The sequence below is a fragment of the Streptomyces sp. NRRL F-4489 genome, from assembly GCF_001509485.1.
Lineage (GTDB): Bacteria > Actinomycetota > Actinomycetes > Streptomycetales > Streptomycetaceae > Streptomyces.
This window is the reverse complement of the sequence record NZ_LLZI01000252.1, coordinates 1-26,183: the sequence shown is the minus strand read 5'-3', so window position 1 is coordinate 26,183 and position 26,183 is coordinate 1. Positions and strand designations below refer to the sequence as shown.

Below are 26,183 nucleotides of genomic sequence, written 5' to 3'. Positions count from 1 at the left end.
GGGACGACCCCTATGACCCAGACCGAGACCCCCCGGAGCAGCGGCGGCGACGTCCGCCTCCGCGGGATCAGCAAGACCTACGGTTCCTTCACCGCCGTCCACCCGCTGGACCTCACCATCCCCGCCGGCTCGTTCTTCGCGCTGCTGGGCGCCTCGGGCTGCGGCAAGACCACCACCCTGCGCATGATCGCCGGCCTGGAGGAGCCCACCACCGGCACCGTCGAACTCGCCGGCCAGGACGTCACCGCCCTGCCGCCCTACAAGCGCCAGGTCAACACCGTCTTCCAGAACTACGCGCTCTTCCCGCACCTGGACATCTTCGAGAACGTCGCCTTCGGCCTGCGCCGCCGCGGTATCAAGTCGGTCGCCAAGCAGGTCGGCGAGATGCTCGACCTCGTCCAGCTCGGCCCGATGGCCCGCCGCAAGCCGCAGCAGCTCTCCGGCGGCCAGCAGCAGCGCGTCGCGGTCGCCCGCGCCCTGATCAACCACCCCGAGGTGCTGCTGCTCGACGAGCCGCTGGGCGCCCTCGACCTCAAGCTGCGCCGCCAGATGCAGCTGGAGCTCAAGCGCATCCAGACCGAGGTCGGCATCACCTTCGTGCACGTCACCCACGACCAGGAGGAGGCCATGACGATGGCCGACACCGTGGCCGTGATGAACGGCGGCCGGGTCGAACAGCTCGGCGCGCCCGCCGAGTTGTACGAGAACCCCGGCACCACCTTCGTCGCCAACTTCCTGGGCACCTCCAACCTCATCGCCGCCGAGGTCACCGCGGCCGGCGGCGAGGAACTCGTGCTCACGGCCGGCGGCGCCACCCTCCGGCTGCCCGCCGGGCGATGTCGCACCGAAGCCCGCGCGGGCGGCAAGGTGCTGGCCGGCGTCCGCCCCGAGAAGGTCGCCCTGGCGCACGCCGACGACGCCGGGGAGATCCCCGCCGGCCACAACCGCCTCACCGGCCGGGTCCGGGACGCCAGCTTCATCGGCGTCTCCACCCAGTACGTCATCGACGTCCCCGGCGTCGGCGAGCTCGCCGTCTACGAGCAGAACCTCGGGCGGGACGGCCGCCTGGTGCCCGGCGCCGAAACCGTTCTGCACTGGAAGCCCGAGCACACCTTCGGCCTCGACGCCGAACAGGACATCGCCGCCGGCGCGGACCCCGGCGAGGAGGCCGCATGACCGCCACCGCTGCCCTCCCCGCACCACCGGACGAGGAGCCCGCCGACGAGGCCCCGCCGCTGCGCAGGACCCCGGCCCGCAAGCGGCTGGTCCCCTACTGGCTGCTGCTGCCCGGCATCCTCTGGCTGATCGTCTTCTTCGCCGCGCCGCTGGTCTACCAGGCGTCCACCTCGCTGCAGACCGGCTCCCTCGAAGAGGGCTTCAAGGTCACCTGGCACCTCGCCACCTACTGGGACGCGCTGGCCGAATACTGGCCGCAGTTCGTCCGCTCGGTGGCCTACGCCGCGGTCGCCACCGCGCTGTGCCTGCTGCTCGGCTACCCGCTGGCCTACCTCATCGCCCTCAAGGCCGGGCGCTGGCGGAACGTCCTGATGATCCTGGTCATCGCCCCGTTCTTCACCAGCTTCCTGATCCGCACGCTGGCCTGGAAGACGATCCTGGCCGACGGCGGCCCGGTGGTCGGCGCGCTGAACGCGCTGCACATCCTGGACCTCACCAGCGCCCTGGGCATCACCGAGGGGCACCGGGTGCTGGCCACCCCGCTGGCGGTGGTCTGCGGACTGACCTACAACTTCCTGCCGTTCATGGTCCTGCCGCTCTACACCTCGCTGGAGCGCATCGACCCGCGGCTGCACGAGGCCGCCGGCGACCTCTACGCCCGCCCGGTCACCACCTTCCGCCGGGTCACCTTCCCGCTGTCCATGCCCGGCGTCGTGGCCGGCACCCTGCTGACCTTCATCCCGGCCGCCGGCGACTACATCAACGCCGAACTGCTGGGCTCCACCGACCAGAAGATGATCGGCAACGTCATCCAGTCGCAGTTCCTGCGGGTCCTGGACTACCCGACCGCCGCCGCGCTCTCCTTCATCCTCATGGCGGCCATCCTCGCCATGGTCACGCTCTACATCCGCAAGTCCGGGACGGAGGACCTGGTCTGATGGCGGCCACCGACACCCCCGCGAAGGCCCCGGCCGCTGCCCCGGCCCCCGCGCCCGCGCCCCGCCGCACCCCCGGCAAGGGGCTGCGCTGGCTGCGCCGCAACCTCGTCACCCTGGCGGGCCTGGCCACCCTGGCCTACCTGATCCTGCCCAACGTCGTGGTGATGGTCTTCTCGTTCAACAAGCCCAACGGCCGCTTCAACTACCAGTGGACGCGCTTCTCCACCGACGCCTGGACCGACCCGTGCGGTGTCGCCGACATGTGCGGTTCGCTGGCGCTGAGCCTGGAGATAGCCGTCTGGGCGACCGTCGGCGCGACCGTCCTCGGCACCATGATCGCGTTCGCGCTGGCCCGCTACCGCTTCCGCGCCCGGGCCTCCGTCAACACCCTGATCTTCCTGCCGATGGCGATGCCCGAGGTCGTCATGGCCGCCTCGCTGGCCACCCTCTTCCTCAACATGGGGATCCAGTTCGGCTTCTGGACGATCCTCATCGCGCACATCATGTTCTGCCTGAGCTTCGTCGTCACCGCCGTCAAGGCCCGCGTGATGAGCATGGACCCCCGGCTCGAACAGGCCGCGCAGGACCTCTACGCCTCCCCGGCGCAGACCTTCCTGCGGGTCACCCTGCCGATCGCCGCGCCCGGCATCGCCGCCGGCGCGCTGCTCTCCTTCGCGCTCTCCTTCGACGACTTCATCATCACCAACTTCAATGCCGGCTCCACCGTGACCTTTCCCATGTTCGTCTGGGGATCGGCACAGCGGGGCACACCCGTTCAGATCAATGTCATCGGTACGGCGATGTTCCTGATCGCCGTCCTCTGTGTGCTCGCCGGCCAGCTGGCCGGCAAGCGCCGCAAACGCAGCTAAGAGGAGCTGAGAAGCATGGCACGAGCTGCCATGAAGACCTCGGGGGCCTCCCCCGTCCGCGCGCTGGCCGACGCCGCCCCCACGCCGTTCTGGCTGGCGGACCCGGCCCGGCCGGCCGCCGAGCCCGCCCTCGTCGGCGACGAGAGCTGCGACCTGCTGGTCGTCGGCGGCGGCTACTCCGGGCTGTGGACCGCGCTGCTCGCCAAGGAACGCGATCCGCAGCGCGATGTCGTCCTCATCGAGGGCCAGGAGATCGGCTGGGCCGCCTCCGGCCGCAACGGCGGCTTCTGCGCCGCCTCCCTCACCCACGGGCTCGGCAACGGCCTGGCCCGCTGGCCCGGCGAGCTGGCCAAGCTGGAGGAGCTGGGCGCCCGCAACCTCGACGCCATCGAGGACGCGGTCGCCCGCTACGGCATCGACTGCGATTTCGAGCGCACCGGCGAGATCGACGTCGCCACCGCCCCGCACCAGGTCGCCGAGCTCCGCGAGATGGCCGAGGAGGCCGAGCGGCTCGGCCTGGGCGGCCAGGAGTTCCTCGACCGGGACGCGGTGCGCGCCGAGGTCGACTCGCCGACCTTCCTCGCCGGCCTGTGGGACCGCACCGGCGTCGCCATGGTCCACCCCGCCAAGCTCGCCTGGGGCCTCAAGCGCGCCTGCCTCTCGCTCGGCGTGCGGATCTACGAGCACACCCCGGGCACCGACCTGTCCTCGCGCGGCCCCGGCATCGCCGTCCGCACCCCCTACGGCCGGGTCTTCGCCCGGCACGCGGCGCTGGCCACCAACGCCTTCCCGTCGCTGGTCAAGCGGGTCCGCCCGTTCATCGCGCCGGTCTACGACTACGCGCTGATGACCGAGCCGCTCAGCGCCGACCAGCTCGCCGCGATCGGCTGGAAGAACCGGCCGGGCCTGAGCGACAGCGCCAACCACTTCCACTACTTCCGGATCACCGCCGACAACCGCATCCTGTGGGGCGGCTACGACATCGTCTACCGCTACGGCGGCGGCGTCCGCGCCGAGTACGACCAGAACCCGGCGACGTACCGGAAGCTCGCGCACCACTTCTTCACCTGCTTCCCGCAGCTGGAGGGGCTGCGCTTCACCCACACCTGGGGCGGCGCGATCGACACCTGCGCCCGCTTCTCCGCCTTCTTCGGCACGGCGCACGGCGGCCGGACCGCCTACGCGCTCGGCTACACCGGGCTCGGCGTCGGCGCCACCCGCTTCGGCGCCGAGGTGATGCTGGACCTGCTGGCGGGGGAGCGCACCGAGCGGACCGAGCTGGAGATGGTGCGCAGCAAACCGCTGCCGTTCCCGCCCGAGCCGGTCCGGTCGCTGGGCATCGGCATCACCCAGTGGTCGATGACCCGCGCCGACGAGAACGGCGGCCGGCGCAACCTGTGGCTGAAGGCGATGGACAAGGTGGGGCTGGGGTTCGACAGCTGACCTCGCCGGGGCCTGTGGGGCCTCTGGGGGTTGTGGAGCGGGCGGGCTGGGGGAGCCGCCCGCTCCTGGGCTTTGGGCGCGGGGCGTCCCTCGGGGCGCTCCGGCCGCCGGGGTGCGGAAAAACCCCCGCCGACCCGTGTAAGGATCTCGCCGCACCCCCTTCTCTCCTGGTGACACGGCCCGCCCGGGGCCGGAAGAGGGAGGGATCGGATGACCGCCACGGGGGTGCACGACCCGGTGGACTGGCTGGCGTCGGCCGCACCGGATCCGGCGGCCTGCCGCCGCGCATGGGAACGCAACCCGCTCGGAGTGGCGCTGCTGGAGGCCGGCCGCCGCTGGGACGTCCTGATCGTCGAGGGGGCCCTCGGCCACCCCGCGCTGGCGCTGCTGGCGCGCGAGGCGTACCGTCCGGGACCGGTGCTGTCGGACTTCCGGGACGCCCGGACGGGCTTCCTCGTCCCGACCGGGACCGCCGCGCACTGGCTGGCCACCGGCGTCCGCGCGGCCGGCCCCGGCACCTGGATCGTGGTGCCGTACCCCGGGCGGGCCACCGGCGGGGTGCGCTGGCTGGTCCCGCCGGACGGCTCCGGCACGCTCACCGACCCGGCCGCGCTGGAACGGGCCCTGCACGCGGCGGTGGCGGCCGGCGCCCGGAGGACCCGCCGGTGGCGGTGAGCCCGCTCAACGGGCCTGCTGGGCTGGGGTTTTGACGCTATGTCAGATGCCGATTTCGGGCTGTCCGTTCCGGCCCGCCCACCGCTCGCACACCGCGCACCACAGGGGCAGCAGGACCCCGGCCAGGCACCAGGAGGCGAGCACGTCCAGCGGCCAGTGGTAGCCCTGCCGCACCAGCCCCACGCCGACGCCCGCGATGACCAGCCCGGCCGCCGCGGCGGCCGCCGTCGCGCCGGCCCGCCGTACCGGGTGCGCGCGGACCAGCAGCAGCGCCACCAGCCCGTACGCCACGGCCGCCGTCGCCCCGTGCCCCGAGGGGAAGAACCCCTCGTGCGCACCGGCCATCCGGGCCGGCCCCGGCCGGTCCAGCCACGCCTTGACCGGGACGACCAGCGCGGGCACGGCGGCGAGGGCGCCGAGCGCGGCGAGCGGCGGCAGCCACCGGCGGCCCGCCCCGCGCCGGGTCCGCCACAGCGTCCACCCCGCCGCGGCCAGCAGCACCGGCAGCGCCACGACCGTGTTGCCGAGGTCCGCGAGGAACTGGGCGAGCGCCCCGGGCACGGCGCTCGCCGCCACCGCGCGCCCCAGCCGCTCATCGGCCCCGCGCACCGCGCCGTGCGCCGCGACCTGCCAGGTCAGCAGCGCGAAGAGCAGCGCGCTGACCGCCGCCACGACCGCGTACCACCGCCGGCGCCATCGTCCGCCCCGCACGCCCCCCCACCTCGCCCCGCCTTCCGTCGTCAAGCCGCCTGGCCCGCCCCACCTCATCACCGGGCTTCCGCCGGACACAACTCGCCCCCGGGGCGTAAACCGTCGCCAGACGCAAAAAAGCGGCCGCTCCGGAACAGGGGGGGTGGTTCCGGAGCGGCCGGGTGGACCGGTGTGCCGCGCGCCCCGGGGGGTCTGGGGCGGGCGGACAGCCGATCGGTGAGGCGTCCCGGGGTGTCCAGTGCCAGGGTCCCCGGTGGGTGTGCGCGAGGCACGGCCAGGTCGAAGCCGGGCAGGCGCCGACCGGGCGCCGTCCGCAGTCCCCTGCGGGCGGGTGTTTCTCTCATCTGCCGAAACGGTACGGCACCGAGGGCGCGCCCCGTAAGCCACCTCACGTGCCCGCCATTGCCCCCGCACATCTTCTTCACGCGCGTCGGGCCGGGCGCGACGGCCGGCGGAACGGACACCGGAACGGACACCGGAACGGGCGCGGCCCGGGCGGCAGGCGCAAAGGCCGTGCCACCCGGGCCGCCGGGAACTCCCTCGGAACCGGCCGTCACTCGGAACCGGCGGGCTCCCTCGGAACCGCGGGCTCGCTCAGAGCTGCCCGAACGCCGTCTCCAGGATGTCCAGGCCCTCGTTCAGCAGGTCCTCGCCGATGACCAGCGGCGGCAGGAAGCGCAGCACATTGCCGAACGTACCGGTGGTCAGGACCAGCAGGCCCTCCTGGTGGCACGCCTTGGCGAGCGCCGAGGTGGCCTCCGGGTTCGGGTCCTTGGAACCGGACTTGACCAGCTCGATCGCGATCATCGCGCCGCGGCCGCGGACCTCGCCGATGATGTCGAACTTCTCCTGCATCGCGGTGAGGCGGCCCTTCATGACCTCCTCGATGCGCTTGGCCTTGGCGTTCAGGTCCAGCTCGCGCATGGTCTCGATGGAGCCGAGCGCGGCGGCGCAGGCCACCGGGTTGCCGCCGTAGGTGCCGCCCAGGCCGCCCGCGTGCGCGGCGTCCATGATCTCGGCGCGGCCGGTCACCGCCGCCAGCGGCAGACCGCCGGCGATGCCCTTGGCGGTCGTGATGAGGTCCGGCACGATGCCCTCGTCCTCGCACGCGAACCACTGGCCGGTGCGGCAGAAGCCGGACTGGATCTCGTCCGCGACGAAGACGATGCCGTTCTCCTTCGCGAAGTTCACGATGGCCGGCAGGAAGCCCTTGGCCGGCTCGATGAAGCCGCCCTCGCCGAGCACCGGCTCGATGATGATCGCCGCGACGTTCTCCGCGCCGATCTGCTTGGTGATCTGCGTGATGACCTGCTCGGCGGCCTCCTGCGCGCAGTTCTCCGGGCCGGTCAGCCAGCGGTAGGGGTAGGCCAGCGGCACGCGGTAGACCTCGGGCGCGAACGGGCCGAAACCGTGCTTGTACGGCATGTTCTTCGCGGTCAGCGCCATCGTGAGGTTCGTCCGGCCGTGGTAGCCGTGGTCGAACACCACGACCGCCTGGCGCTTGGTGTACGCCCGCGCGATCTTGACGGCGTTCTCGACCGCCTCGGCGCCCGAGTTGAACAGCGCCGACTTCTTCTGGTGGTCGCCCGGCGTCAGCTCGGCGAGCTGCTCGCAGACCTCGACGTAGGGCTCGTACGGCGTGACCATCGCACAGGTGTGGGTGAAGTCCGCGAGCTGCGCGACGGCGCGGCGGACGACCGCCTCCGCGCTGTTGCCGACCGAGGTCACCGCGATACCGGAACCGAAGTCGATCAGCGAGTTGCCGTCCACGTCCTCCAGGACACCGCCGCCCGCGCGCTTGACGAAGACGGGCAGGACCGCGCCGACACCCGCGGCGACGGTCTCCTGCTTGCGCGCCCACAGCTCCTGGGACTTGGGGCCGGGGATCGCGGTGACGACGCGACGCTCCTGGGGGAGGGCGGGTCCTCCGGACAGTTCGGTCATGACAGTCTCCTGGGGGTGGAACACGGACGTACAGAGGTCTTGTTCTCGCAGGTTAGGGGCGGTGGGGCGGGTCTGGCATGTTCCGTTCGGGAGAAGTGCGCGTGTTGCGTTGTCCGCACCGGACATAGCCAGGGTGCGCGGCCAGTAAATTGAGCGGCGGCACGCCCGGCACGGCGTGCCGGCGCGGGCACGACAACGACAGGCCGGCGAACCGCCGCGCCCGGCCACGTCTCAAGGGGGACAAGGGGCACCCGATGGACACCGAGGGCACGCAGGACGCACAGCACACCGCCGCACCCCCGCCGTCCGCGGAGCGGCGCCCCGACCCCGCCGTACCGCGCCCGGCGGTGCCGCCCGCCCCGCCGCGGCCCGCCGCACCGCCGCCCGTACCGGCCGCGCCGCCCGCCCCGCCGGCCGCCGGGGACCGGTCGCCGCTGCTGACCTGGCTGCGCACGCCCCGCCCCGCCGCCCCGCCCGGCGTCTGGACGTACGGGCACCGGCCGCGGGCCGAGAAGGAGCCGGAGCGGGCGCCCCTGCGGCAGCTGATCAGCGGGGCGGTGATCTCGTTCCTGTGCGGGTGGCTGCTGTGGTCGCTGCTGTGGAACGGGTATCTGGGCCCTTACTGGTATTGGCCGCTGCAACTGCTGCGCCCGGATTCCTGGGCCGCGGCGCGCACGCCCGGGGACCACACGGCGTACCTGATCGTCAGCAATGCCTATTACGGGCTGTGGATCCTCGGCATCGCCCTCTTCTTCGGCCGCCTAGGCCGCTGGCCCGAGCTGGCCCGCCGGGTCCTGGGCCCGCTCCTGCGCCGCCTGCGCGACCGGACCCCCGCCCCCGCGCCGGAACCGGCCGCCGACCCCGCCCAGTGGCCCGAACTCCGGACGCACGGCGCCCCCGACGCCGCCGACAAGCTCACCGCCGAGGTCCGCGCGGGCCTGATGAACGACGTGGACGTGGCCCGCATCCGGCGCGCCTGGGCCTCGGTGCGCGCCGGCCGGAACTCCCTGGCGTCCTTCACCGACACCGTCCTGCGCCACGGCGCCGCGGCCTGCGCCCACCCGTCCGGGCAGCGCGACCTGGCCCGCCGCACCGCCGCGCACGATCTGCTCGCCCACCAGGTCAGGATCGGCACCGCCGCCGACCACCCCCGCAACCCCTACCGCCACCGGGGCAGCGGCTGCGCCCTGGAGCCGCGGGTGCTGGGCACCTCACTGCTCGCCGTGGGGCCCGCCGGGAGCGGCAAGACCACCCGGCTCGTCCGCCCGGTCGTCGAGGCGATGTGCCTCCAAGCGCTGGCCGGGCAGTGCGCCGTGATCGCGGTCGGGCCGGCCGGCGCCGCGCCCGTGCCGGACGACGCGTTCGACGTGGTGGTCCGGATCGGCCGCCCTGACCCGGAGTGCGACCTCGACCTCTACGGCGGCACCACCGACCCCGACGAGGCCGCCGGGATCCTCGCCGAGGCCCTGGTCGGCGACCTCGCCGCGCAGCTCCCCGGCGGCGACAGCCGGCGCGCCGCGACCGCCCTGGCCCAGCTGCTCGGCCCGTTCCGCGCCGCCCACGGCCGCTTCCCGGCCGTCCCCGAACTGCGCGAACTCCTGGACGGGGCGCCGGGGGCGGTGGCCGCGCTGCGGACCGCCCTGGAGGCCGCCGGCGACACCACCCTGCTGCGCGAACTGGACGCCCGGGCCCGCCAGTCCGAGCGCCCCGGCGACGTCGGCCTGCTGCTCGCGGACCGGATCGCCCTGCTCGACCGCCCCGCCTTCGCCGCCTTCTTCGACCCCGCGGGCGCCACCCGCCAGGTCTCGCTGCGCGCCCTGGACCACCCCCTCCGGGTCCGTATCGAGCTTCCCGAACGCGGCCACGCCGAGGCGTCCCGGATCCTGGCCCGGCTCGTCCTGGCCCAGTTCACCGAGTGCGCGGTGGCCCGCTCCGACCGGTCGCTGTTCGCCTGCCTGGTCCTCGACGACGCCGCGCACACCATCACCGCCGAGGCGCTGCGCGGCCTCCAGCGGCTGCGCTCGGCCAACGCCGGCGCGGTGCTGACCCTGCGCTCCCTGGACGACGTGCCGGAGTCGCTGCGCAGCCCGCTGCTCGGCGCGGTCGGCTGCCGGATGGCGTTCGCGGGCGTCACGCCCTGGGACGGCGCGCCGTTCGCCGAGGTGTGGGGGAAGGAGTGGGTGGAGACCCGCGATGTGACGGACCGGCAGATCATCGCGCACGGCGCCGGTATGAAGGCGGTCCACCTGGTCCGCCAGCTGGTCACCGGCAAGGCCGCCACGTCCAAGGCGGTCACCGTCCGCACCGTCGAACGCGAACGCTGGTCCGCCTCCGACCTGGCCAACGCCCTTCCGGCGGGCCACGCCGTCCTCTCCCTCACCACCGTCGAGGGCGAGCACGCGCCGCCCGTGCTGGTCGATCTGCGGTCCTGACGGTGCCGCCCGGCCGCCGGCCCCCGGAAGGGCCGGCGGGGCCGGTGCGTGGGAGGTGTCCCGGAAACCCTCCGTTGAGGCAGAATCGAGACCAGCCGTTCATACGGGACGGCGTACGCGCCCGCCGTTCACGCGGGCGGCGCGGACGATCGGCGGGACGCCCGGCGGGAGCCGGCAGCAGGGCCCGGCCGCCGGTCGCGCACGTGCCGTCCGCCGCAGCCACCGAAGGTCCCATGCCGCACACCCTCGCCTCCCTGGTCAACCACACCGCGCTCAAGCTGACCGTGCTCGCGGGCGAGGACCGGCTGGACGTCCCGGTGCGCTGGGCGCACTCCAGCGAGCTGATCGACCCCGTCCCGTACATGGAGGGCGGCGAGCTGCTGCTGATCACCGCGCTGAAGCTGGACGCCGAGGACCCGGAGGCCGCGGACCGGTACGTGCGGCGGGTCGCCGGCGCCGGGGTCGTCGGGCTGGGCTTCGCCGTCGGGGTGAACTACGAGGAGGCGCCCGAGGCCCTGGTCGAGGCGGCCCGCCGGCACCGCCTGCCGCTGCTCGGGGTGCCGCGCCGGACGCCGTTCATCGCGATCAGCAAGGCCGTCTCCGCGGCCGTCGCCGCCGACCAGTACCGCGCGGTGACCGCCGGCTTCGAGGCGCAGCGCGAGCTGACCCGGGCCGCGCTCGGCGCCGAGGGCCCCAGCGAGCTGCTGGCCCGGCTCGCCGCGCACCTGAACGGCTGGGCCGCGCTCTACGACGCCTCCGGCGCGGTGGTCGCCGCCGCCCCCGAATGGGCCGCGCGCCGGGCCGCCCGGCTCGCCGACGACGTGGCGCGGCTGCGCGAGCGGCCCGCGCCCGCCAGCTCCGTCGTCAGCGACACCGACGGCGACGACCGGGTCGAGCTGCAGTCCCTGGGCACCGGCCGCCGGGCCCGCGGTGTGCTCGCCGTCGGCACCGGCGCGCCCCTGGGCACCGCCGAGCGGTACGCGGTGCATTCCGCCGTCGCCCTGCTGACCCTGACCACCGAACGCTCCCGCGCGCTCCAGGACGCCGAGCAGCGGCTGGGCGACGCGGTGCTGAAGATGCTGCTGGCCGGCGAGCCGGACCACGCCCGCGCGGTGGCCGGCCGGCTCTACGGCGGTCTGCTGGACGCCCCGTTCCGGGTGGTGGTCGCCGAGGCGGTGGGCGCCGACGACCAGCCGTCCGCACCCGCCGGCGGGACCCCGGCCGCCGTCCTGGACGCCCTCGCCGACGCCATGGAGTCCGCCGCCGCCCGCACCGGCGAGGCGGTGCTCGCCGTCCCGGACGGCGGCCGGCTGATCGTCCTGGTCACCGACGGCGGAGCAGCCGCCGCGGCCTGTACCGCCTTCGCCGCCGCCACCGAGGCCCGGGCCGCCGACCGCCCCCGCCCCCGCGGCCGGACCGCCCGCGAGGGCGCCGGCGAGCGCGACACCGAGGGCCTGGCCGCCGGCCTCTCCGCGCCCACCGGCCCGATGGCCGCCGCACACGCCTACCGCCAGGCCGAACAGGCCCTGTCCGTCGCCCGCCGCCGCGGCCGCGCCCTGGTCGAGCACGAGGACGTCGCGGCCGGCTCGGTGCTGCCACTGCTCGCCGACGACGCGGTACGGGCCTTCGCCGACGGGCTGCTGCGCGCCCTGCGCGAGCACGACGCCACCGGCCGCGGCGACCTCGTCGCGTCCCTGCGCGCCTGGCTGGCCCGGCACGGCCAGTGGGACGCGGCCGCCGCCGACCTCGGCGTCCACCGCCACACCCTGCGCTACCGCATGCGGCGCGTCGAGGAGATCCTGGGCCGCTCGCTGGACGACCCGGACGTGCGGATGGAGCTGTGGCTGGCCCTGAAGGCCACCTCGGCGCAGCCGGGGGAGTGACCGCCGGGCCCGGCAAGGCCCCGGCGGACTCCACACCGGAGAGGCGCCGCCGCGGATTGCGCCGCTTCGGACAAGCGCCAGGAGCCCGCCGCACCCCTACGGTGGGCGGAGAGAACCGCCACGCCGCTCCCTGAGCCGCACGCACCACCCACCACCACTGAAGGGCCCGGGATCCACTGTGCCGAACACTGCAGCCCCCACCGCCTTCTGGCTCGCCGGCCGCGAGGCCACCGGCGAGGCCACCTTCGATGTCACCTCCCCCTGGGACGGACGTCTCGTCGGCACGGTGAGCGTTCCCACCGAGGCCCAGGTCGAGGAGGCCGTCGCCGCCTCCGTCGCGGTCCAGGACGAACTGGCCGCCACCCCCGCCCACGTGCGGGCGGCCGCCCTCGACCACGTGGTGCGCGGCCTGGTGGAGCGCACCGAGGAGATCGCCCGGCTGATCTCCGCGGAGAACGGCAAGCCCATGAAGTGGGCGCGCGGCGAGGTCGGCCGCGCCGTCTCGGTCTTCCGCTTCGCCGCCGAGGAGGCCCGCCGCTTCAACGCGGGCGAGGCGCAGCGCCTGGACACCGACGCGGGCGGCGCCGGCCGGCTCGCGCTGACCCGCCGCTTCCCGCGCGGCACGGTCCTGGGCATCGCGCCGTTCAACTTCCCGCTGAACCTCTGCGCCCACAAGATCGCCCCGGCCATCGCCGCCGGCGTCCCGATCATCCTCAAGCCGGCCCCGGCCACCCCGCTCTCCGGCCTGATCCTCGGCGAGCTGCTGGCCGGCGCGGGCCTGCCCGCCGGCTCCTGGTCGATCCTCCCGGTCCCCAACGACCGCATGGAGGCCCTCGTCCAGGACGAGCGGCTGCCGGTCATCTCCTTCACCGGCTCCGACAAGGTCGGCTACGCCATCCTCGACTCGGTGCCGCGCAAGCACTGCACCCTGGAGCTCGGCGGCAACGGCGCGGCCGTCGTGCTGCCCGACTGGTCCTCCGAGCAGGACCTGGACTGGGCGGCCCAGCGCATCGCCACCTTCGCCAACTACCAGGGCGGCCAGTCCTGCATCTCGGTGCAGCGGGTCATCGCCGACGCCTCGGTCTACGACCGCCTGGTCGCCAAGGTCGTCGAGCGGGTCGAGGCCCAGGTCACCGGCGACCCGTCCGACGAGGCCACCGAGGTCGGCCCGCTGGTCAGCGAGGACGCCGCCAAGCGCGTGGAGTCCTGGGTGGACGACGCCGTCGAGCGCGGCGCCAAACTGCTGACCGGCGGCAAGCGCGACGGCGCCTCGTACGCCCCGACCGTCCTGGAGGACGTGCCGGCCGGTGCCATCCTGGCCACCGAGGAGGTCTTCGGCCCGGTCCTCACCCTCCAGAAGGTCGACGGGATCGACGCGGCGTTCGCGGCCGTCAACGACTCCAAGTTCGGCCTCCAGGCCGGCGTCTTCACCCACGACGCCAAGACCGCCTTCCGCGCCCACCGCGCGCTGGAGGTCGGCGGCGTGGTGATCGGCGACGTCCCGTCCTTCCGCGCCGACCAGATGCCCTACGGCGGCGTCAAGCAGTCCGGCGTCGGCCGCGAGGGCGTCCGCTTCGCCATGGAGGACTACACCTACGAGCGGGTGCTGGTCCTCACCGGACTGGACCTGTAAGCCCCCGCGAATCCGGCGGGCCGGCCACCCCGGCCCGCCCCGCCCCCCGACCGGCCTGGCCCGGTGGACAGCGACGGCCATCCCTTGGGCCGTACCGCCCGCCAGGTCCCCGGCCGGCGCACCCCCCGGCGCCGGCCCCCGCGCGGCGCGCTCCGGCACCCTGTTTCCGGAGCGCGCCGCGCCCCCCTTCGCGCCCGGTACCGCCCCCCGGCGGTCCGGACCCTACGACGCTACGGCCCCGCTCCGCCCCGGTTCCTCCTGACCGAGGCGGATGCGGGGCCGTACCGCTGGGGGGAGGTGCCGCCCGCGGCGTACAACCAGCGCGGTATGCCGCACCCCCGGAAGGCCGGGTTCCGGCCCGGCGCGGCGCCTCCGGGACGGCCCGGCCGCGCCGCCGCCTCCGCTGGTGCAACCCCGACAGATCGGGTAACTCTCACAAGTAGCACTGCCCGGCGGCCGACCGGCCCGCCGGCAGAACTCCCGATCGCGGCGAGGTGAGCTCCCGATGACCGCTCCGTCCATCCGCAACGTTTCCGAGCGCGAAGCGCGCCGGGTCGCCGAGGCGGCCCGCGAACAGGACTGGCACAAGCCCAGCTTCGCCAAGGAGCTGTTCCTGGGGCGCTTCCGGCTCGACCTCATCCACCCGCACCCCACCCCTGACGTCGAGGACGTCCGGCGCGGCGAGAAGTTCCTCGCCACCCTGCGGGAGTTCTGCGAGAACGAGGTCGACGGCGCCCGCATCGAACGGGAGGGCCGCATCCCGGACGAGACCGTCCACGGCCTGAAGGAACTGGGCGCCCTCGGCATGAAGATCGACCCCAAGTACGGCGGCCTCGGCCTCACCCAGGTCTACTACAACCGCGCCCTGGCCCTGGCCGGCTCGGCCAGCCCGGCCATCGGCGCGCTGCTCTCCGCGCATCAGTCGATCGGCGTACCGCAGCCGCTGAAACTCTTCGGCACCCAGGAGCAGAAGGAGACCTTCCTGCCGCGCCTGGCCCGTACCGACATCTCCGCGTTCCTGCTCACCGAGCCCGACGTCGGCTCCGACCCGGCCCGCCTGGCCACCACCGCGGTCCCCGACGGGGACGAGTACGTCCTCGACGGCGTGAAGCTGTGGACCACCAACGGCGTGGTCGCCGACCTGCTGGTCGTGATGGCCCGGGTCCCCGCCTCCGAGGGCCACAAGGGCGGGATCACCGCGTTCGTCGTCGAGGCCGACGCCCCCGGCATCACGGTCGAGAACCGCAACGCCTTCATGGGCCTGCGCGGCCTGGAGAACGGTGTCACCCGCTTCCACCGCGTCCGCGTCCCGGCCGCCAACCGCATCGGCCCCGAGGGCGCCGGCCTGAAGATCGCCCTGACCACGCTCAACACCGGCCGGCTCTCGCTGCCCGCGATGTGCGCCGGCACCGGCAAGTGGTGCCTGAAGATCGCCCGCGAATGGTCCGGCGCCCGCGAGCAGTGGGGCCGCCCGATCGCCAGGCACGAGGCGGTCGGCGCCAAGATCTCCTTCATCGCCGCCACCACCTTCGCCCTCGAAGCGGTCGTCGACCTCGCCTCCCAGATGGCCGACGAGAACCGCAACGACATCCGCATCGAGGCCGCCCTCGCCAAGCTCTACGGCTCCGAGATGGGCTGGCGGATGGCCGACGAACTGGTCCAGATCCGCGGCGGCCGCGGCTTCGAGACCGCCGACTCGCTCGCCGCCCGCGGCGAACGCCCCGTCCCCGCCGAGCAGATGCTCCGCGATATGCGCATCAACCGCATCTTCGAGGGCTCCACCGAGATCATGCACCTGCTCATCGCCCGCGAGGCGGTCGACGCCCACCTCTCCGTCGCCGGCGACCTCATCGACCCCGACAAGACCCTCGCCGACAAGGGCCGGGCCGCCGCGAAGGCCGGCGGCTTCTACGCCCGCTGGCTGCCCAAGCTCGTCGCCGGACCCGGCCAACTCCCGCGCACCTACCAGGAGTTCGGCGACCTCGCCGGCCATCTGCGGTACGTCGAGCGGACCTCCCGCAAGCTCGCCCGGTCCACCTTCTACGCGATGTCCCGCTGGCAGGGGAAGATGGAGACCAAGCAGGGCTTCCTCGGCCGGATCGTCGACATCGGCGCCGAGCTGTTCGCGATGAGCGCCGCCTGCGTCCGCGCCGAGCACCTGCGGCTCACCGGCGGCCACGGCCGCGAGGCGTACCAGCTCGCCGACGCCTTCTGCCGCCAGGCCCGGATCCGCGTCGAGGAGCTGTTCCACCGGCTGTGGACGAACACCGACGAACTGGACCGCAAGGTCGTCTCCGGCGTCCTCGGCGGCCGCTACACCTGGCTGGAGGAGGGCATCGTCGACCCCAGCGGCGACGGCCCCTGGATCGCGGACGCCACCCCCGGCCGCAGCACCAAGGACAGCGCCCGCCGCCCCTTCCGCTGAACGGCACCGGCCGCCCGCCGCGCCCCGTACGGGCACCCCGCCCGTCCCCCGTACGGGGCGCGACCGCCCTCGGTGGCCGCCCCGCCCCGCCGACCGGCCACAATGGACCGCATGACGGACACCCTCGCCCATCCGCACCTGCGCTTCGAGCCGGCCGCCGGCGGCTCCGCCTCCGGTGAGCCGGCCGGCCCCCGGGAGATCGTGATCCTCGGCTCGACCGGCTCGATCGGCACCCAGGCCATCGACATCGTGCTGCGCAACCCCGGCCGCTTCCGGGTCACCGCGCTCGCCGCGGCCGGCGGCCGGACCGCGCTGCTGGCCGAGCAGGCGCACCGGCTGCGGGTCGGCGCCGTCGCGGTCTTCCAGGAGGAGGCGGTGCCCGCCCTCCGCGAGGCGCTGACCGCGCGCTACGGGGCGGGGGAGCCGCTGCCGGAGATCCTGGCCGGCCCCGACGCGGCCACCGAACTGGCCGCCTCCCCCTGCCACACCGTCCTCAACGGCATCACCGGCTCCATCGGCCTGGCCCCCACCCTCGCCGCCCTGAAGGCCGGCCGGGTCCTGGCCCTCGCCAACAAGGAATCCCTGATCGTCGGCGGCCCCCTGGTCAAGGCCGTGGCCCGGCCCGGCCAGATCATCCCCGTCGACTCCGAGCACTCCGCGCTCTTCCAGGCGCTGGCCGGCGGCGCCCGCGCCGAGGTCCGCAAGCTCGTCGTCACCGCCTCCGGCGGCCCGTTCCGCGGCCGCAGCCGCGCCGAACTCGCCGGCGTCACCGCCGAGCAGGCGCTCGCCCACCCCACCTGGTCGATGGGCCCGGTCGTCACCATCAACTCCGCCACCCTGGTCAACAAGGGCCTGGAGGTCATCGAGGCGCACCTGCTCTTCGACGTCCCCTTCGACCGCATCGAGGTCGTCGTCCACCCCCAGTCCTACGTCCACTCGATGGTGGAGTTCACCGACGGCTCCACCCTCGCCCAGGCCAGCCCGCCCGACATGCGGATGCCGATCGCGCTGGGCCTGGGCTGGCCCGAGCGGGTCCCCGACGCCGCCCCCGGCGTCGACTGGACCACCGCCCGGAGCTGGGACTTCTTCCCCCTCGACGAGGACGCCTTCCCCTCCGTCCCGCTGGCCTGCCGGGTCGGCGGCCTCGGTGGCACCGCCCCCGCCGTCTTCAACGCCGCCAACGAGGAGTGCGTCGCCGCGTTCCTCAAGGGCGGGCTGCCGTTCACAGGGATTGTCGATACGGTCGCAGCGGTGGTCGACGAGGCACTGGCGTCCGGAGTGGTGAGGGCACCGAACGGCGGACCGCACACCGGCGGCGGAACCTCCCTCACCGTGGCGGACGTCCTCGAGGCCGAGACCTGGGCGCGCGCCCGCGCCCGCGAACTGGCCGCCGCGGCGGCACGCACACCCTCGGAGGCCCGCGCATGACGACCTGGATGACCATTCTCGGCATAGTCGTCTTCGTCGTCGGCCTGCTCTTCTCCATCGCCTGGCACGAACTCGGCCACCTCACCACGGCCAAGATGTTCGGCATCCGCGTACCGCAGTACATGGTGGGCTTCGGACCGACGCTCTTCTCCCGCACGAAGGGCGACACCGAGTACGGCGTCAAGGCGATCCCGCTCGGCGGCTACATCCGCATGATCGGCATGTTCCCGCCCGGCGACGACGGCCGGCTCCAGGCCCGCTCCACCTCCCCGTTCCGCGGCATGATCGAGGACGCCCGCGAGGCGGCCTTCGAGGAGCTCCAGCCCGGCGACGAGCACCGGCTCTTCTACACCCGCAAGCCCTGGAAGCGCGTCATCGTGATGTTCGCCGGGCCCTTCATGAACCTCGTCCTGGCCGTGGCGATCTTCATGGGCGTGCTGATGGGCTTCGGCATCAACACCCAGACCACCCAGGTCAGCTCGGTCTCCGACTGCGTCATCGCGGCCTCCGCCAAGACCGACAAGTGCCCGGCCGGCGCCAAGGACTCCCCGGCCAAGGCGGCCGGCCTGCGCCCCGGCGACAAGATCACCGCGTTCGACGGCCGGCCCGTCCCGGACTGGAACACCCTCCAGGACCGGATCCGGCGCACCACCGGCCCCGCCACCCTCACCGTCGAACGGCACGGCGCCAAGGTCACCCTGCACGCCGACCTCATCGAGAACAAGGTCGCCCGCACCGACGGCCACGGCGGCTACGTCCCCGGCCAGTACGTCACCGCCGGCTTCCTCGGCTTCACCCCGGCCAGCGGCATCGTCCAGCAGTCCTTCGGCCAGTCCGTCGACCGCATGGGCACCATGGTCCAGCAGGGCGTCCAGTCGCTGATAAACGTCCCCGGCAAGATCCCCGACCTGTGGAACGCGGCCTTCAACGGCGCCGAGCGCAAGCAGGACTCCCCGATGGGCGTGGTCGGCGCGGCCCGGGTCGGCGGCGAGGTGTTCTCCCTGCACATCCCGCCGGAGCAGCGGGTGGCGACCATGCTCACCCTCGTCGCCGGCTTCAACCTCTCGCTGTTCCTGTTCAACATGCTGCCGCTGCTGCCGCTGGACGGCGGCCATATCGCCGGCGCCCTGTGGGAGTCGCTGCGGCGGTTCGCCGCCCGGCTCGTCCGGCGCCCCGACCCCGGCCCGTTCGACGTCGCCAAGCTGATGCCGGTCGCCTACGTCGTCGCCGGGATCTTCATCTGCTTCACCCTCCTGGTGCTGGTCGCCGACGTGGTGAACCCGGTCAAGCTGACCTGAGCCGGACCCGGCCGGCCGGGCGCGCCACGACCGTATGGGCGTGCCCGGCCGCACCCTTTCGAGGGGCGCAAGGGTTCGATGTGCCTCCGGAGAGGCCGGTGCCGTAGTCTCGATGACCGGAAGCCCGCCGAATCCGGGCCCTGATCCATCACCTTGGGGTTGCTCGCCAGATGACTGCCATCGCACTGGGAATGCCGGACGTACCGACCAAGCTCGCCGACCGCCGGGTCAGCCGCAAGATCCAGGTCGGTTCGGTCGCCGTGGGCGGAGACGCACCGGTCTCGGTGCAGTCGATGACGACGACGCGGACCTCCGACATCGGCGCCACGCTCCAGCAGATCGCCGAGCTGACCGCGTCCGGCTGCCAGATCGTCCGGGTCGCCTGCCCGACCCAGGACGACGCCGACGCGCTCCCGGTGATCGCCAAGAAGTCCCAGATCCCGGTGATCGCGGACATCCACTTCCAGCCCAAGTACGTCTTCGCCGCGATCGACGCCGGCTGCGCCGCGGTGCGGGTGAACCCGGGCAACATCAAGCAGTTCGACGACAAGGTCAAGGAGATCGCCAAGGCGGCCTCCGACGCCGGCACCCCGATCCGGATCGGCGTCAACGCCGGCTCGCTCGACCGGCGGCTGCTCCAGAAGTACGGCAAGGCCACCCCCGAGGCGCTGGTCGAGTCCGCGCTGTGGGAGGCGTCCCTCTTCGAGGAGCACGGCTTCCGCGACATCAAGATCTCGGTCAAGCACAACGACCCGGTCGTGATGGTCAACGCCTACCGCCAGCTCGCCGCCGCCTGCGACTACCCCCTCCACCTCGGCGTCACCGAGGCCGGCCCGGCGTTCCAGGGCACGATCAAGTCGGCGGTCGCCTTCGGCGCCCTGCTCAGCGAGGGCATCGGCGACACCATCCGGGTCTCGCTCTCCGCGCCGCCGGTCGAGGAGGTCAAGGTCGGCATCCAGATCCTGGAGTCCCTCAACCTCCGCCCGCGCCGCCTGGAGATCGTCTCCTGCCCGTCCTGCGGCCGCGCCCAGGTCGACGTCTACAAGCTCGCCGACGAGGTCACCGCGGGCCTGGAGGGCATGGAGGTGCCGCTCCGCGTCGCCGTCATGGGCTGCGTCGTCAACGGCCCCGGCGAGGCCCGCGAGGCCGACCTCGGCGTCGCCTCCGGCAACGGCAAGGGCCAGATCTTCGTCAAGGGCGAGGTCATCAAGACCGTCCCCGAGTCGAAGATCGTCGAGACCCTCATCGAAGAGGCCATGAAGATCGCCGCCCAGATGGAAGCCGACGGCATCACCTCCGGCGAGCCCATCGTCACGGCGGCGGGCTGACGTTCCGGGCCCTGAACCCTTAGGGCCCGCCCGAACGGATCCCGTAGGGGCCCGCAAGCCCCCCTGCGGGCCACCAACGCACCGGGGCCGCGGCGGCATTCCCGCCCGGCCCCGCTCCCGTTATTGCGCCCGGCCCCGCTCCCGTTCACAAGGTCCCGCGCGGTCATCCGCCGCCCAGGGGCGACTGGGGTCGCACGCGCCATGGGACGACCATGACGCCACGACCATGAGGCGCCGTGAGGGGCGGTAGCTCAACCGGTCAGAGCAGCGGACTCATAATCCGTCGGCCGTGGGGGCGGACGCGGCCCGGGGGGCCGCGGGCACGCCCGCGCCCTGGGAACCCCGAAGCGCGCGGCGTCGGAACGGCCACCGGCCGGGACGCTCGCACCCGGAACGACCGACGCCCGTACCGGCACGCGCTCCGTACGCCGCCGCCCCGGCCCCCCACCTCCGGCCCGCACCCGCCAAGCGCCCCCCACCCGGCCGTACCCGGCGGCGAGGCCCACCGCCCCACCGCGTACCGCAGCGCAGCCCGTCCCGGCGTCGTAGCCCCACCCGCCCCCGGGAAGGTGCAGGCCGGTGGAGGTACAGTGCCAGGACCCGCTACCGCCCGGCCTTCCAGGCAGGCCCCGCAACGGTGAGGCATTCCGACACGTGCTGACGACCACCACCCTCAAGGTCCTCGAACCGGGAGACCTCGACGAGGCCCTCGCGGTCCTGGACCGCGAACCGGTCGCCAACGCCTTCGTCGCCGCCCGCGTCCAAGTCGCCGGCCTCGACCCCTGGCGGCTCGGCGGCGAGATGTGGGGCTGGTACGCCGGCGGCCGGCTGGAATCCCTCTGCTACGCCGGCGCCAACCTCGTCCCCGTCTGCGCCACCCCCGAAGCCGTCCGCGCCTTCGCCGAACGCGCCCGCCGCCAGGGCCGCCGCTGCTCCTCCGTCGTCGGCCCGGCCGGCCCCACCGCCGCCCTGTGGTCCCTGCTGGAACCGCACTGGGGCCCGGCCCGCGAGATCCGCGCCCACCAGCCCCTGATGGTCACCCGCCGCCCGTCGACCGAGATCGCCCCCGACCCCCGCGTCCGCCGGATCCGCAAGGACGAACTCGACCTGATCATGCCGGCCTGCGTGGCCATGTTCACCGAAGAGGTCGGCATCTCGCCGCTCGCCGGCGACGGCGGCCTGCTCTACCAGGCGCGGGTCGCCGAACTCGTCGGCGCCGGCCGCTCCTTCGCCCGCCTCGAGGACGGCAAGGTCGTCTTCAAGGCCGAGATCGGCGCCGCCACCCCGCTCGCCTGCCAGATCCAGGGCGTCTGGGTCGACCCCGCCCACCGCGGCCGGGGCCTGTCCGAAACGGGCATGGCCGCCGTGCTCCGCTACGCCCTCAGCGACGTCGCCCCGGTCGTCAGCCTCTACGTCAACGACTACAACACCGCCGCCCGCGCGGCCTACCGCAGAGTCGGCTTCGAGGAAGTCGGCGCGTTCATGAGCGTACTGTTCTGAGCCGCCGCCTTGTACGCTCCGAACATGGATGACGTCGCGGTCGGCCCCCTCGATCTCGCTGCCCGCGTGGACGACGCGCTCGCCGTGCAGGCCCTCGCCTTCGGCCTCTCCGACGACGAGATCGCCGTCCGCCGCCACATCGTGCTCCGCCACCTCGGCTGCCCCGGCGCCCGCGCCCTCGGCGCCACCACCCCCGCCGGACGCCTCGTCGGCTTCGTCTACGGCATGCCCAACGACCGCGCCCACTGGTGGTCCACCGTCGTCGAGCCCTACCTGCGCTGCCAGGGCCTGGACCACTGGCTCGACGACTCCTTCGTCATCACCGAACTCCACGTCCACCCGGCGTACCAGAACCGCGGCATCGGCCGCACCCTGATCACCCGCATCACCGACGGCGCCACCGAACCCCGCAGCATCCTCTCCGCCATCGACACCGACAGCCCCGCCCGCGCCCTCTACCACTCCCTCGGCTACGAGGACCTCGCCCGCCGCGTCCTCTTCCCCAGCGCCCCCACCCCCTACGCTGTCATGGGCGCCCCGCTCCCCTTGAAGCGCCCGTAGAGCCGCAGGCCGACAACGGCCGTCGGACACGCACGCCCTCCCGGTGGCACCGACCTTCCGATGCCCACAGCGGCCACCCCCACCCACCGAAAACCACCCACCCACGGGAGGTGACGGGTCGGTGGGGTGAGGGGTGTCCGGACGTAAAGCGACAGCAGTCCGGACACCCCTCACCCCACCGACCCGTCACCGCCCCCCGAAAGCCCCGCGCAGCGGCAACAGATGCGCCGCAGGCGCACACGAAACACCCCCCACGGCGGGAACGCCGACAACGTGGGGAGCCAGCCCCGCGCAGCGGCTCCGCGCCGCAGGCGCAAAACCCCCCACGGCGGGACCGCCGGCAACGTACGCGGCAGCCCCGCGCAGCGATACGCGTTTTCACGCGGGACTCCCATGCGGCTAACCTCCAAGGAGTCACTTTTCTTACGCAGGAGAAACTCCCATGGCCCACGCCGCACAGGTCCAGCGCATGTCCCGCTTGATGGTCAAGACCCTGCGCGACGACCCGGCCGACGCCGAGGTGCTCAGCCACAAGCTGCTGGTGCGCGCCGGCTACGTCCGCCGGACCGCGGCCGGTGTCTGGTCCTGGCTGCCGCTCGGCAAGAAGGTCCTCGCCAACGTCGAGCGGATCGTGCGCGAGGAGATGGACGCCATCGGCGGCCAGGAGGTCCTGCTGCCCGCCCTGCTGCCGAAGGAGCCGTACGACGCGACCGGCCGCTGGGACGAGTACGGCGCCGAGCTGTTCCGCCTCCAGGACCGCCGGGGCGGCGACTACCTCCTCGGCCCCACCCACGAGGAGATCTTCACCCAGCTGGTGAAGGACCAGTGCACGTCCTACAAGGACCTGCCGGTGGTGCTGTACCAGATCCAGACCAAGTACCGCGACGAGGCCCGGCCGCGCGCCGGCATCCTGCGCGGCCGCGAGTTCCAGATGAAGGACTCCTACTCCTTCGACCTGTCCGACGAGGGCCTGGCCGAGTCCTACGCCCTGCACCGCGCCGCCTACCAGCGGATCTTCGAGCGCCTCGGCCTCGACTACCGCATCTGCGCCGCCACCGCCGGCGCCATGGGCGGTTCGAAGTCCGAGGAGTTCCTGGCGCCCGCCGCGGCCGGCGAGGACACCTTCGCCGACTGCCCGGCCTGCGACTACGCCGCCAACACCGAGGCGATCACCTACGCCCTCCAGCCCGTGGACGCGGCCGGCGTCCCCGCGGCCGAGGAGATCCCCACGCCGGACACCCCGACCATCGAGACGCTCGCCGCGCACCTCGGCGTCCCGGCCTCCGCGACGCTGAAGAACCTCCTGGTGAAGGTCGACGGCGAGATCGTCGCGGTGGGCGTCCCCGGCGACCGCGAGGTCGACATGGACAAGGTCGAGGCGCACTTCGCGCCCGCCGCCGTCGAGCTGGTCACCGCCGAGGACTTCGTCGGCCGCGACGACCTGGTCCGCGGCTACGTCGGCCCGCAGGGCCTGGAGAAGGTCACGTACCTCGCCGACCCGCGCGTCGCCCCCGGCACCGCCTGGATCACCGGCGCCAACAAGGAGGGCGTGCACGCCAAGAACGTCGTCGCCGGCCGCGACTTCGAGGTCGACGCGTACGTCGACGTGGTCGTGGTGCAGGAGGGCGACCCCTGCCCGAAGTGCGGCACCGGCCTGAAGCTGGACCGCGCCATCGAGATCGGCCACATCTTCCAGCTGGGCCGCAAGTACGCCGACGCCTTCCAGCTCGATGTGCTCGGCCAGAACGGCAAGCCGGTCCGGGTGACCATGGGCTCGTACGGCATCGGTGTCTCGCGCGCGGTCGCGGCGCTGGCCGAGCAGCACGCCGACGAGCAGGGGCTGTGCTGGCCGCGCGAGGTGGCGCCGGCCGATGTGCACGTCGTCGCGGCCGGCAAGGCCAAGCAGACCGAGCTGGCCCTGGAGATCTCCGAGCAGCTCGGCGCCGCGGGCCTGCGGGTGCTGGTGGACGACCGGCCCGGCGTCTCGCCCGGCGTGAAGTTCACCGACGCGGAGCTGATCGGTGTGCCGACCATCGTGGTCGCGGGGCGGCGCGCCGGTGACGGCGTGGTCGAGGTCAAGGACCGGCGCACGGGTGAGCGCGAGGAGCTGACGGTCGCGGAGGCCGTGGCGCGGCTCAGCGCCTGACGCATACGGCGAACGGGCCGGCCGGGGCGGGGTGCCTCGGCCGGCCCGTTCGCCGTACGGCCCGGCGGCCCGGCGGCCCCGCCGCCCCGCCGCCCTTGAGCCCCGGGCCCCGCCGCGGACCTACAGCGCCGCCGCGAACTCCAGCAGCGATTCGCCGCGCCGCCGATCGCCGGTCGCGGCCTCGCGGACGCCGCCGCGCACCGCCCGGTACAGCGTCCAGCCGCGCAGCCGCTCGCGGTCCACGTCCAGGGAATCGGCCAGCTTCGCCACCCGCCGGCGGGCCGCCGCGGCCGCCCCCGACCCGGCCAGCAGGTCCTCGAACCGGTCCAGCACCAGCCGCGCCAGGTCGTACGCCCGCTCACCGACCAGCGGCGACGGGCCCACCACCAGCCACGGCACCCGCTCCCCGGCCAGCACCTTGCCCTGCCGGAACGCGCCGTGCAGCAGGTACTCCTCCGCCGCCCCGGCCGGCAATGACCGGCCCAGCTCCAGCGCCTCGTCGACCAGCGGCCCGGCGCCCGTCCGGCCGGCCGCCGCCCGCAGCCCCGCCTCGTCCCGCGCGGTCCGCTCCGCCACCGACGCGAACGGATGCCCCTCCGGCGGCGCCACCCACAGCCGCCGGACCGTGCCGGCCGCCTCCAGCAGCGCCCGGGCCTCCGGCAGCGACCGCAGCGACACCGCGCCCTGCAACCGCTCCAGCAGCAGCGCGCCGCGCGCCTCGTCGGCCCGCAGCAGCCGCACCGCGCCCCAGCCGTCCCAGGCCCGCAGCGCCGCCGCCTCCAGCGCCGCGGGCCGCTCCGGCACCGGGAACTTCAGCGCCGCCGGCGTCCCGTCCGCCTGCCGTACGAACGCCACCAGGCTGCTGCGGCCGCCCGGTTCGTGCACCCGCTCCAGGGTCAGCTCCCAGGCGTCCAGGTATTCCCGGACCAGCGCCGGGAGCGCCGCCAGCCATGCCGCGGAGGCCCCGGCGGGCCCCTCCGGATCGCCGCCGATCGCGTTGCGCAGTCGTTGCGGCGGTTCGATGGGTGCCGTTGCCATGCCTGAGCTGTCCTTCTCGTGGGGGAGTGGCCGCGGTGCGGCCGGTCGTTCACAGCGCGTCGGAATCCGTACCCGCGCCACCCGGCGGAGCGGGCGCCGCGGCCCGTTCCACGAGCCCAGGGAAGGCTACGCCGCTGCCGCGCCAGCGCACCGCCCGCACCGCCGCCTCGCGCAGCGCGGCCGCGGCCTCGGTACGGCGGGTGCCGCCGGCGGCCCGTACGAGGTCGGCGTAGACGGCCGCCACCCGGTCCTCCAGCTCGGCGGCGAGCCGGATCGCGGCGGCGGCGTCCGGCACGGGGAACGGCAGCTCGTACGCGGCGGCTGCTGCCTGCGGGGTGCCGCCGAGGTCGCGGACGGTGCGGCGGAGGGCGTCGCGGCGGGCCCGGTGGGCGTCGTAGGCGCCCTGCGCCTCGGGGCGGCGGGTGGGGCCGATGCGGCCGCCCACGACGCCGTAGCCGTAGACGGCGGCGTGTTCAGCGGCCAACGCGGCCTGGAGGGCGGGGAGTTCGGGGTGGCTCTGGGTGGTTGTCGTCATCCCGGGTCTTTCTCGGTGGTGTTGTTCGTGGCCGCCCCACGTCGGCGTCGCTGCGCGCCGTGTGGGTCGGGGTGGCCTCGCCTACGCGGCGGTGGTGGGCGGCGGAGGGGCTGCCCCGGCCCCCGTCCTCGGTGCGGGCGGCCCTGGTACGTGCGGCGAGGAATGCCGCGCGGTTCGCTCCAGATCCTGCGGGCGGGGTCCGGGGCATCCCCTCCGCCCC

At 74.1% G+C, this 26,183-nt stretch carries 19 protein-coding genes; 15 read left to right on the top strand and 4 right to left on the bottom strand.

The annotated features are described in order from the left end of the window. Positions 1 to 12: 12 nt before the first annotated feature. From ADL22_RS25445 to ADL22_RS25425, 5 genes are all read left to right on the top strand, one after another. Positions 13 to 1,176, top strand: coding sequence for an ABC transporter ATP-binding protein (locus ADL22_RS25445; RefSeq protein WP_066984339.1), 1,164 nt, complete (start codon positions 13 to 15; stop codon positions 1,174 to 1,176). Beyond that, on the top strand, positions 1,173 to 2,114 hold the full coding sequence (locus ADL22_RS25440) for an ABC transporter permease (RefSeq protein ID WP_066984336.1): 942 nt from the start codon (positions 1,173 to 1,175) through the stop codon (positions 2,112 to 2,114). The genes ADL22_RS25445 and ADL22_RS25440 overlap by 4 nt, the downstream gene beginning before the upstream one ends. After that, entirely contained in the window at positions 2,114 to 2,983 is an 870-nt protein-coding gene (locus ADL22_RS25435) for an ABC transporter permease (RefSeq protein WP_066984333.1), read from the top strand. The genes ADL22_RS25440 and ADL22_RS25435 overlap by 1 nt, the downstream gene beginning before the upstream one ends. Positions 2,984 to 2,998: 15 nt before the next feature. Next, entirely contained in the window at positions 2,999 to 4,426 is a 1,428-nt protein-coding gene (locus ADL22_RS25430) for an NAD(P)/FAD-dependent oxidoreductase (protein ID WP_066984330.1), read from the top strand. Positions 4,427 to 4,636: 210 nt separating this feature from the next. Further along, positions 4,637 to 5,101 (top strand): hypothetical protein, encoded by a 465-nt coding sequence (locus ADL22_RS25425; RefSeq protein WP_066984327.1) that lies wholly within the window; start codon positions 4,637 to 4,639, stop codon positions 5,099 to 5,101. Between the two features lie 42 nt (positions 5,102 to 5,143). On the opposite strand, the gene ADL22_RS25420 is transcribed toward ADL22_RS25425, so the two are convergent. Both ADL22_RS25420 and gabT read right to left on the bottom strand, forming a co-directional pair. Further along, the gene (locus ADL22_RS25420; RefSeq protein ID WP_234430852.1) at positions 5,144 to 5,812 is read right to left on the bottom strand and encodes a phosphatase PAP2 family protein; all 669 of its coding nucleotides are present in this window, start codon (positions 5,810 to 5,812) and stop codon (positions 5,144 to 5,146) included. 594 nt (positions 5,813 to 6,406) lie between these two features. After that, complete coding sequence (gabT, locus tag ADL22_RS25415; protein ID WP_066984324.1) at positions 6,407 to 7,756, bottom strand: 4-aminobutyrate--2-oxoglutarate transaminase; 1,350 nt, start codon at positions 7,754 to 7,756, stop codon at positions 6,407 to 6,409. Positions 7,757 to 8,010: 254 nt separating this feature from the next. Between gabT and ADL22_RS25410 the strand changes: the two genes are divergently transcribed. The 10 genes from ADL22_RS25410 (at position 8,011) to ADL22_RS25365 (ending at position 24,390) form a co-directional block, all read left to right on the top strand. Continuing rightward, positions 8,011 to 10,188, top strand: coding sequence for an ATP-binding protein (locus tag ADL22_RS25410; RefSeq protein WP_066984321.1), 2,178 nt, complete (start codon positions 8,011 to 8,013; stop codon positions 10,186 to 10,188). A gap of 233 nt (positions 10,189 to 10,421) precedes the next feature. Further along, entirely contained in the window at positions 10,422 to 12,071 is a 1,650-nt protein-coding gene (locus ADL22_RS25405) for a PucR family transcriptional regulator (RefSeq protein WP_066984318.1), read from the top strand. A gap of 178 nt (positions 12,072 to 12,249) precedes the next feature. Continuing rightward, positions 12,250 to 13,704 (top strand): aldehyde dehydrogenase family protein, encoded by a 1,455-nt coding sequence (locus tag ADL22_RS25400; RefSeq protein ID WP_066984315.1) that lies wholly within the window; start codon positions 12,250 to 12,252, stop codon positions 13,702 to 13,704. A 505-nt stretch (positions 13,705 to 14,209) separates the two neighbouring features. Next, entirely contained in the window at positions 14,210 to 16,129 is a 1,920-nt protein-coding gene (locus tag ADL22_RS25395; protein WP_066984312.1) for an acyl-CoA dehydrogenase family protein, read from the top strand. A 111-nt stretch (positions 16,130 to 16,240) separates the two neighbouring features. Continuing rightward, positions 16,241 to 17,557: a 1-deoxy-D-xylulose-5-phosphate reductoisomerase gene (dxr, locus tag ADL22_RS25390; protein WP_066984374.1), complete on the top strand. Its 1,317-nt coding sequence runs from the start codon at positions 16,241 to 16,243 to the stop codon at positions 17,555 to 17,557. Beyond that, positions 17,554 to 18,855, top strand: a complete 1,302-nt coding sequence (locus tag ADL22_RS25385; protein WP_066984309.1) for a M50 family metallopeptidase — start codon at positions 17,554 to 17,556, stop codon at positions 18,853 to 18,855. Before dxr ends, ADL22_RS25385 begins: the two co-directional genes overlap by 4 nt. Before the next feature lie 170 nt (positions 18,856 to 19,025). Continuing rightward, positions 19,026 to 20,183, top strand: a complete 1,158-nt coding sequence (gene ispG / locus ADL22_RS25380) for a flavodoxin-dependent (E)-4-hydroxy-3-methylbut-2-enyl-diphosphate synthase (protein ID WP_079064411.1) — start codon at positions 19,026 to 19,028, stop codon at positions 20,181 to 20,183. A 654-nt stretch (positions 20,184 to 20,837) separates the two neighbouring features. Further along, positions 20,838 to 21,683 (top strand): GNAT family N-acetyltransferase, encoded by an 846-nt coding sequence (locus tag ADL22_RS25375; protein WP_066984304.1) that lies wholly within the window; start codon positions 20,838 to 20,840, stop codon positions 21,681 to 21,683. Between the two features lie 24 nt (positions 21,684 to 21,707). Beyond that, positions 21,708 to 22,244: a GNAT family N-acetyltransferase gene (locus ADL22_RS25370; RefSeq protein WP_066984301.1), complete on the top strand. Its 537-nt coding sequence runs from the start codon at positions 21,708 to 21,710 to the stop codon at positions 22,242 to 22,244. A gap of 442 nt (positions 22,245 to 22,686) precedes the next feature. Then, positions 22,687 to 24,390, top strand: coding sequence for a proline--tRNA ligase (locus tag ADL22_RS25365; protein WP_066984298.1), 1,704 nt, complete (start codon positions 22,687 to 22,689; stop codon positions 24,388 to 24,390). 120 nt (positions 24,391 to 24,510) lie between these two features. Here the strand turns inward: ADL22_RS25365 and ADL22_RS25360 are convergent, their stop codons facing one another. Both ADL22_RS25360 and ADL22_RS25355 read right to left on the bottom strand, forming a co-directional pair. Beyond that, positions 24,511 to 25,428 (bottom strand): aminoglycoside phosphotransferase family protein, encoded by a 918-nt coding sequence (locus tag ADL22_RS25360; protein ID WP_066984294.1) that lies wholly within the window; start codon positions 25,426 to 25,428, stop codon positions 24,511 to 24,513. Between the two features lie 49 nt (positions 25,429 to 25,477). Then, entirely contained in the window at positions 25,478 to 25,963 is a 486-nt protein-coding gene (locus tag ADL22_RS25355; protein WP_066984291.1) for a ferritin-like domain-containing protein, read from the bottom strand. Positions 25,964 to 26,183: the final 220 nt, after the last annotated feature.

What these genes read in the sequence shown, in the direction of transcription:
- ADL22_RS25410 (WP_066984321.1), top strand. Translation starts at nt 8,011, where the DNA reads ATGGACACCGAGGGCACGCAGGACGCACAGCACACCGCCGCACCCCCG.
- ADL22_RS25355 (WP_066984291.1), bottom strand. Translation starts at nt 25,963, where the DNA reads ATGACGACAACCACCCAGAGCCACCCCGAACTCCCCGCCCTCCAGGCC.
- ADL22_RS25360 (WP_066984294.1), bottom strand. Translation starts at nt 25,428, where the DNA reads ATGGCAACGGCACCCATCGAACCGCCGCAACGACTGCGCAACGCGATC.
- ADL22_RS25385 (WP_066984309.1), top strand. Translation starts at nt 17,554, where the DNA reads ATGACGACCTGGATGACCATTCTCGGCATAGTCGTCTTCGTCGTCGGC.
- ADL22_RS25435 (WP_066984333.1), top strand. Translation starts at nt 2,114, where the DNA reads ATGGCGGCCACCGACACCCCCGCGAAGGCCCCGGCCGCTGCCCCGGCC.
- ADL22_RS25430 (WP_066984330.1), top strand. Translation starts at nt 2,999, where the DNA reads ATGGCACGAGCTGCCATGAAGACCTCGGGGGCCTCCCCCGTCCGCGCG.
- gabT (WP_066984324.1), bottom strand. Translation starts at nt 7,756, where the DNA reads ATGACCGAACTGTCCGGAGGACCCGCCCTCCCCCAGGAGCGTCGCGTC.
- ADL22_RS25440 (WP_066984336.1), top strand. Translation starts at nt 1,173, where the DNA reads ATGACCGCCACCGCTGCCCTCCCCGCACCACCGGACGAGGAGCCCGCC.
- ADL22_RS25370 (WP_066984301.1), top strand. Translation starts at nt 21,708, where the DNA reads ATGGATGACGTCGCGGTCGGCCCCCTCGATCTCGCTGCCCGCGTGGAC.
- dxr (WP_066984374.1), top strand. Translation starts at nt 16,241, where the DNA reads ATGACGGACACCCTCGCCCATCCGCACCTGCGCTTCGAGCCGGCCGCC.
- ADL22_RS25445 (WP_066984339.1), top strand. Translation starts at nt 13, where the DNA reads ATGACCCAGACCGAGACCCCCCGGAGCAGCGGCGGCGACGTCCGCCTC.
- ADL22_RS25395 (WP_066984312.1), top strand. Translation starts at nt 14,210, where the DNA reads ATGACCGCTCCGTCCATCCGCAACGTTTCCGAGCGCGAAGCGCGCCGG.
- ispG (WP_079064411.1), top strand. Translation starts at nt 19,026, where the DNA reads ATGACTGCCATCGCACTGGGAATGCCGGACGTACCGACCAAGCTCGCC.
- ADL22_RS25405 (WP_066984318.1), top strand. Translation starts at nt 10,422, where the DNA reads ATGCCGCACACCCTCGCCTCCCTGGTCAACCACACCGCGCTCAAGCTG.
- ADL22_RS25425 (WP_066984327.1), top strand. Translation starts at nt 4,637, where the DNA reads ATGACCGCCACGGGGGTGCACGACCCGGTGGACTGGCTGGCGTCGGCC.
- ADL22_RS25365 (WP_066984298.1), top strand. Translation starts at nt 22,687, where the DNA reads ATGGCCCACGCCGCACAGGTCCAGCGCATGTCCCGCTTGATGGTCAAG.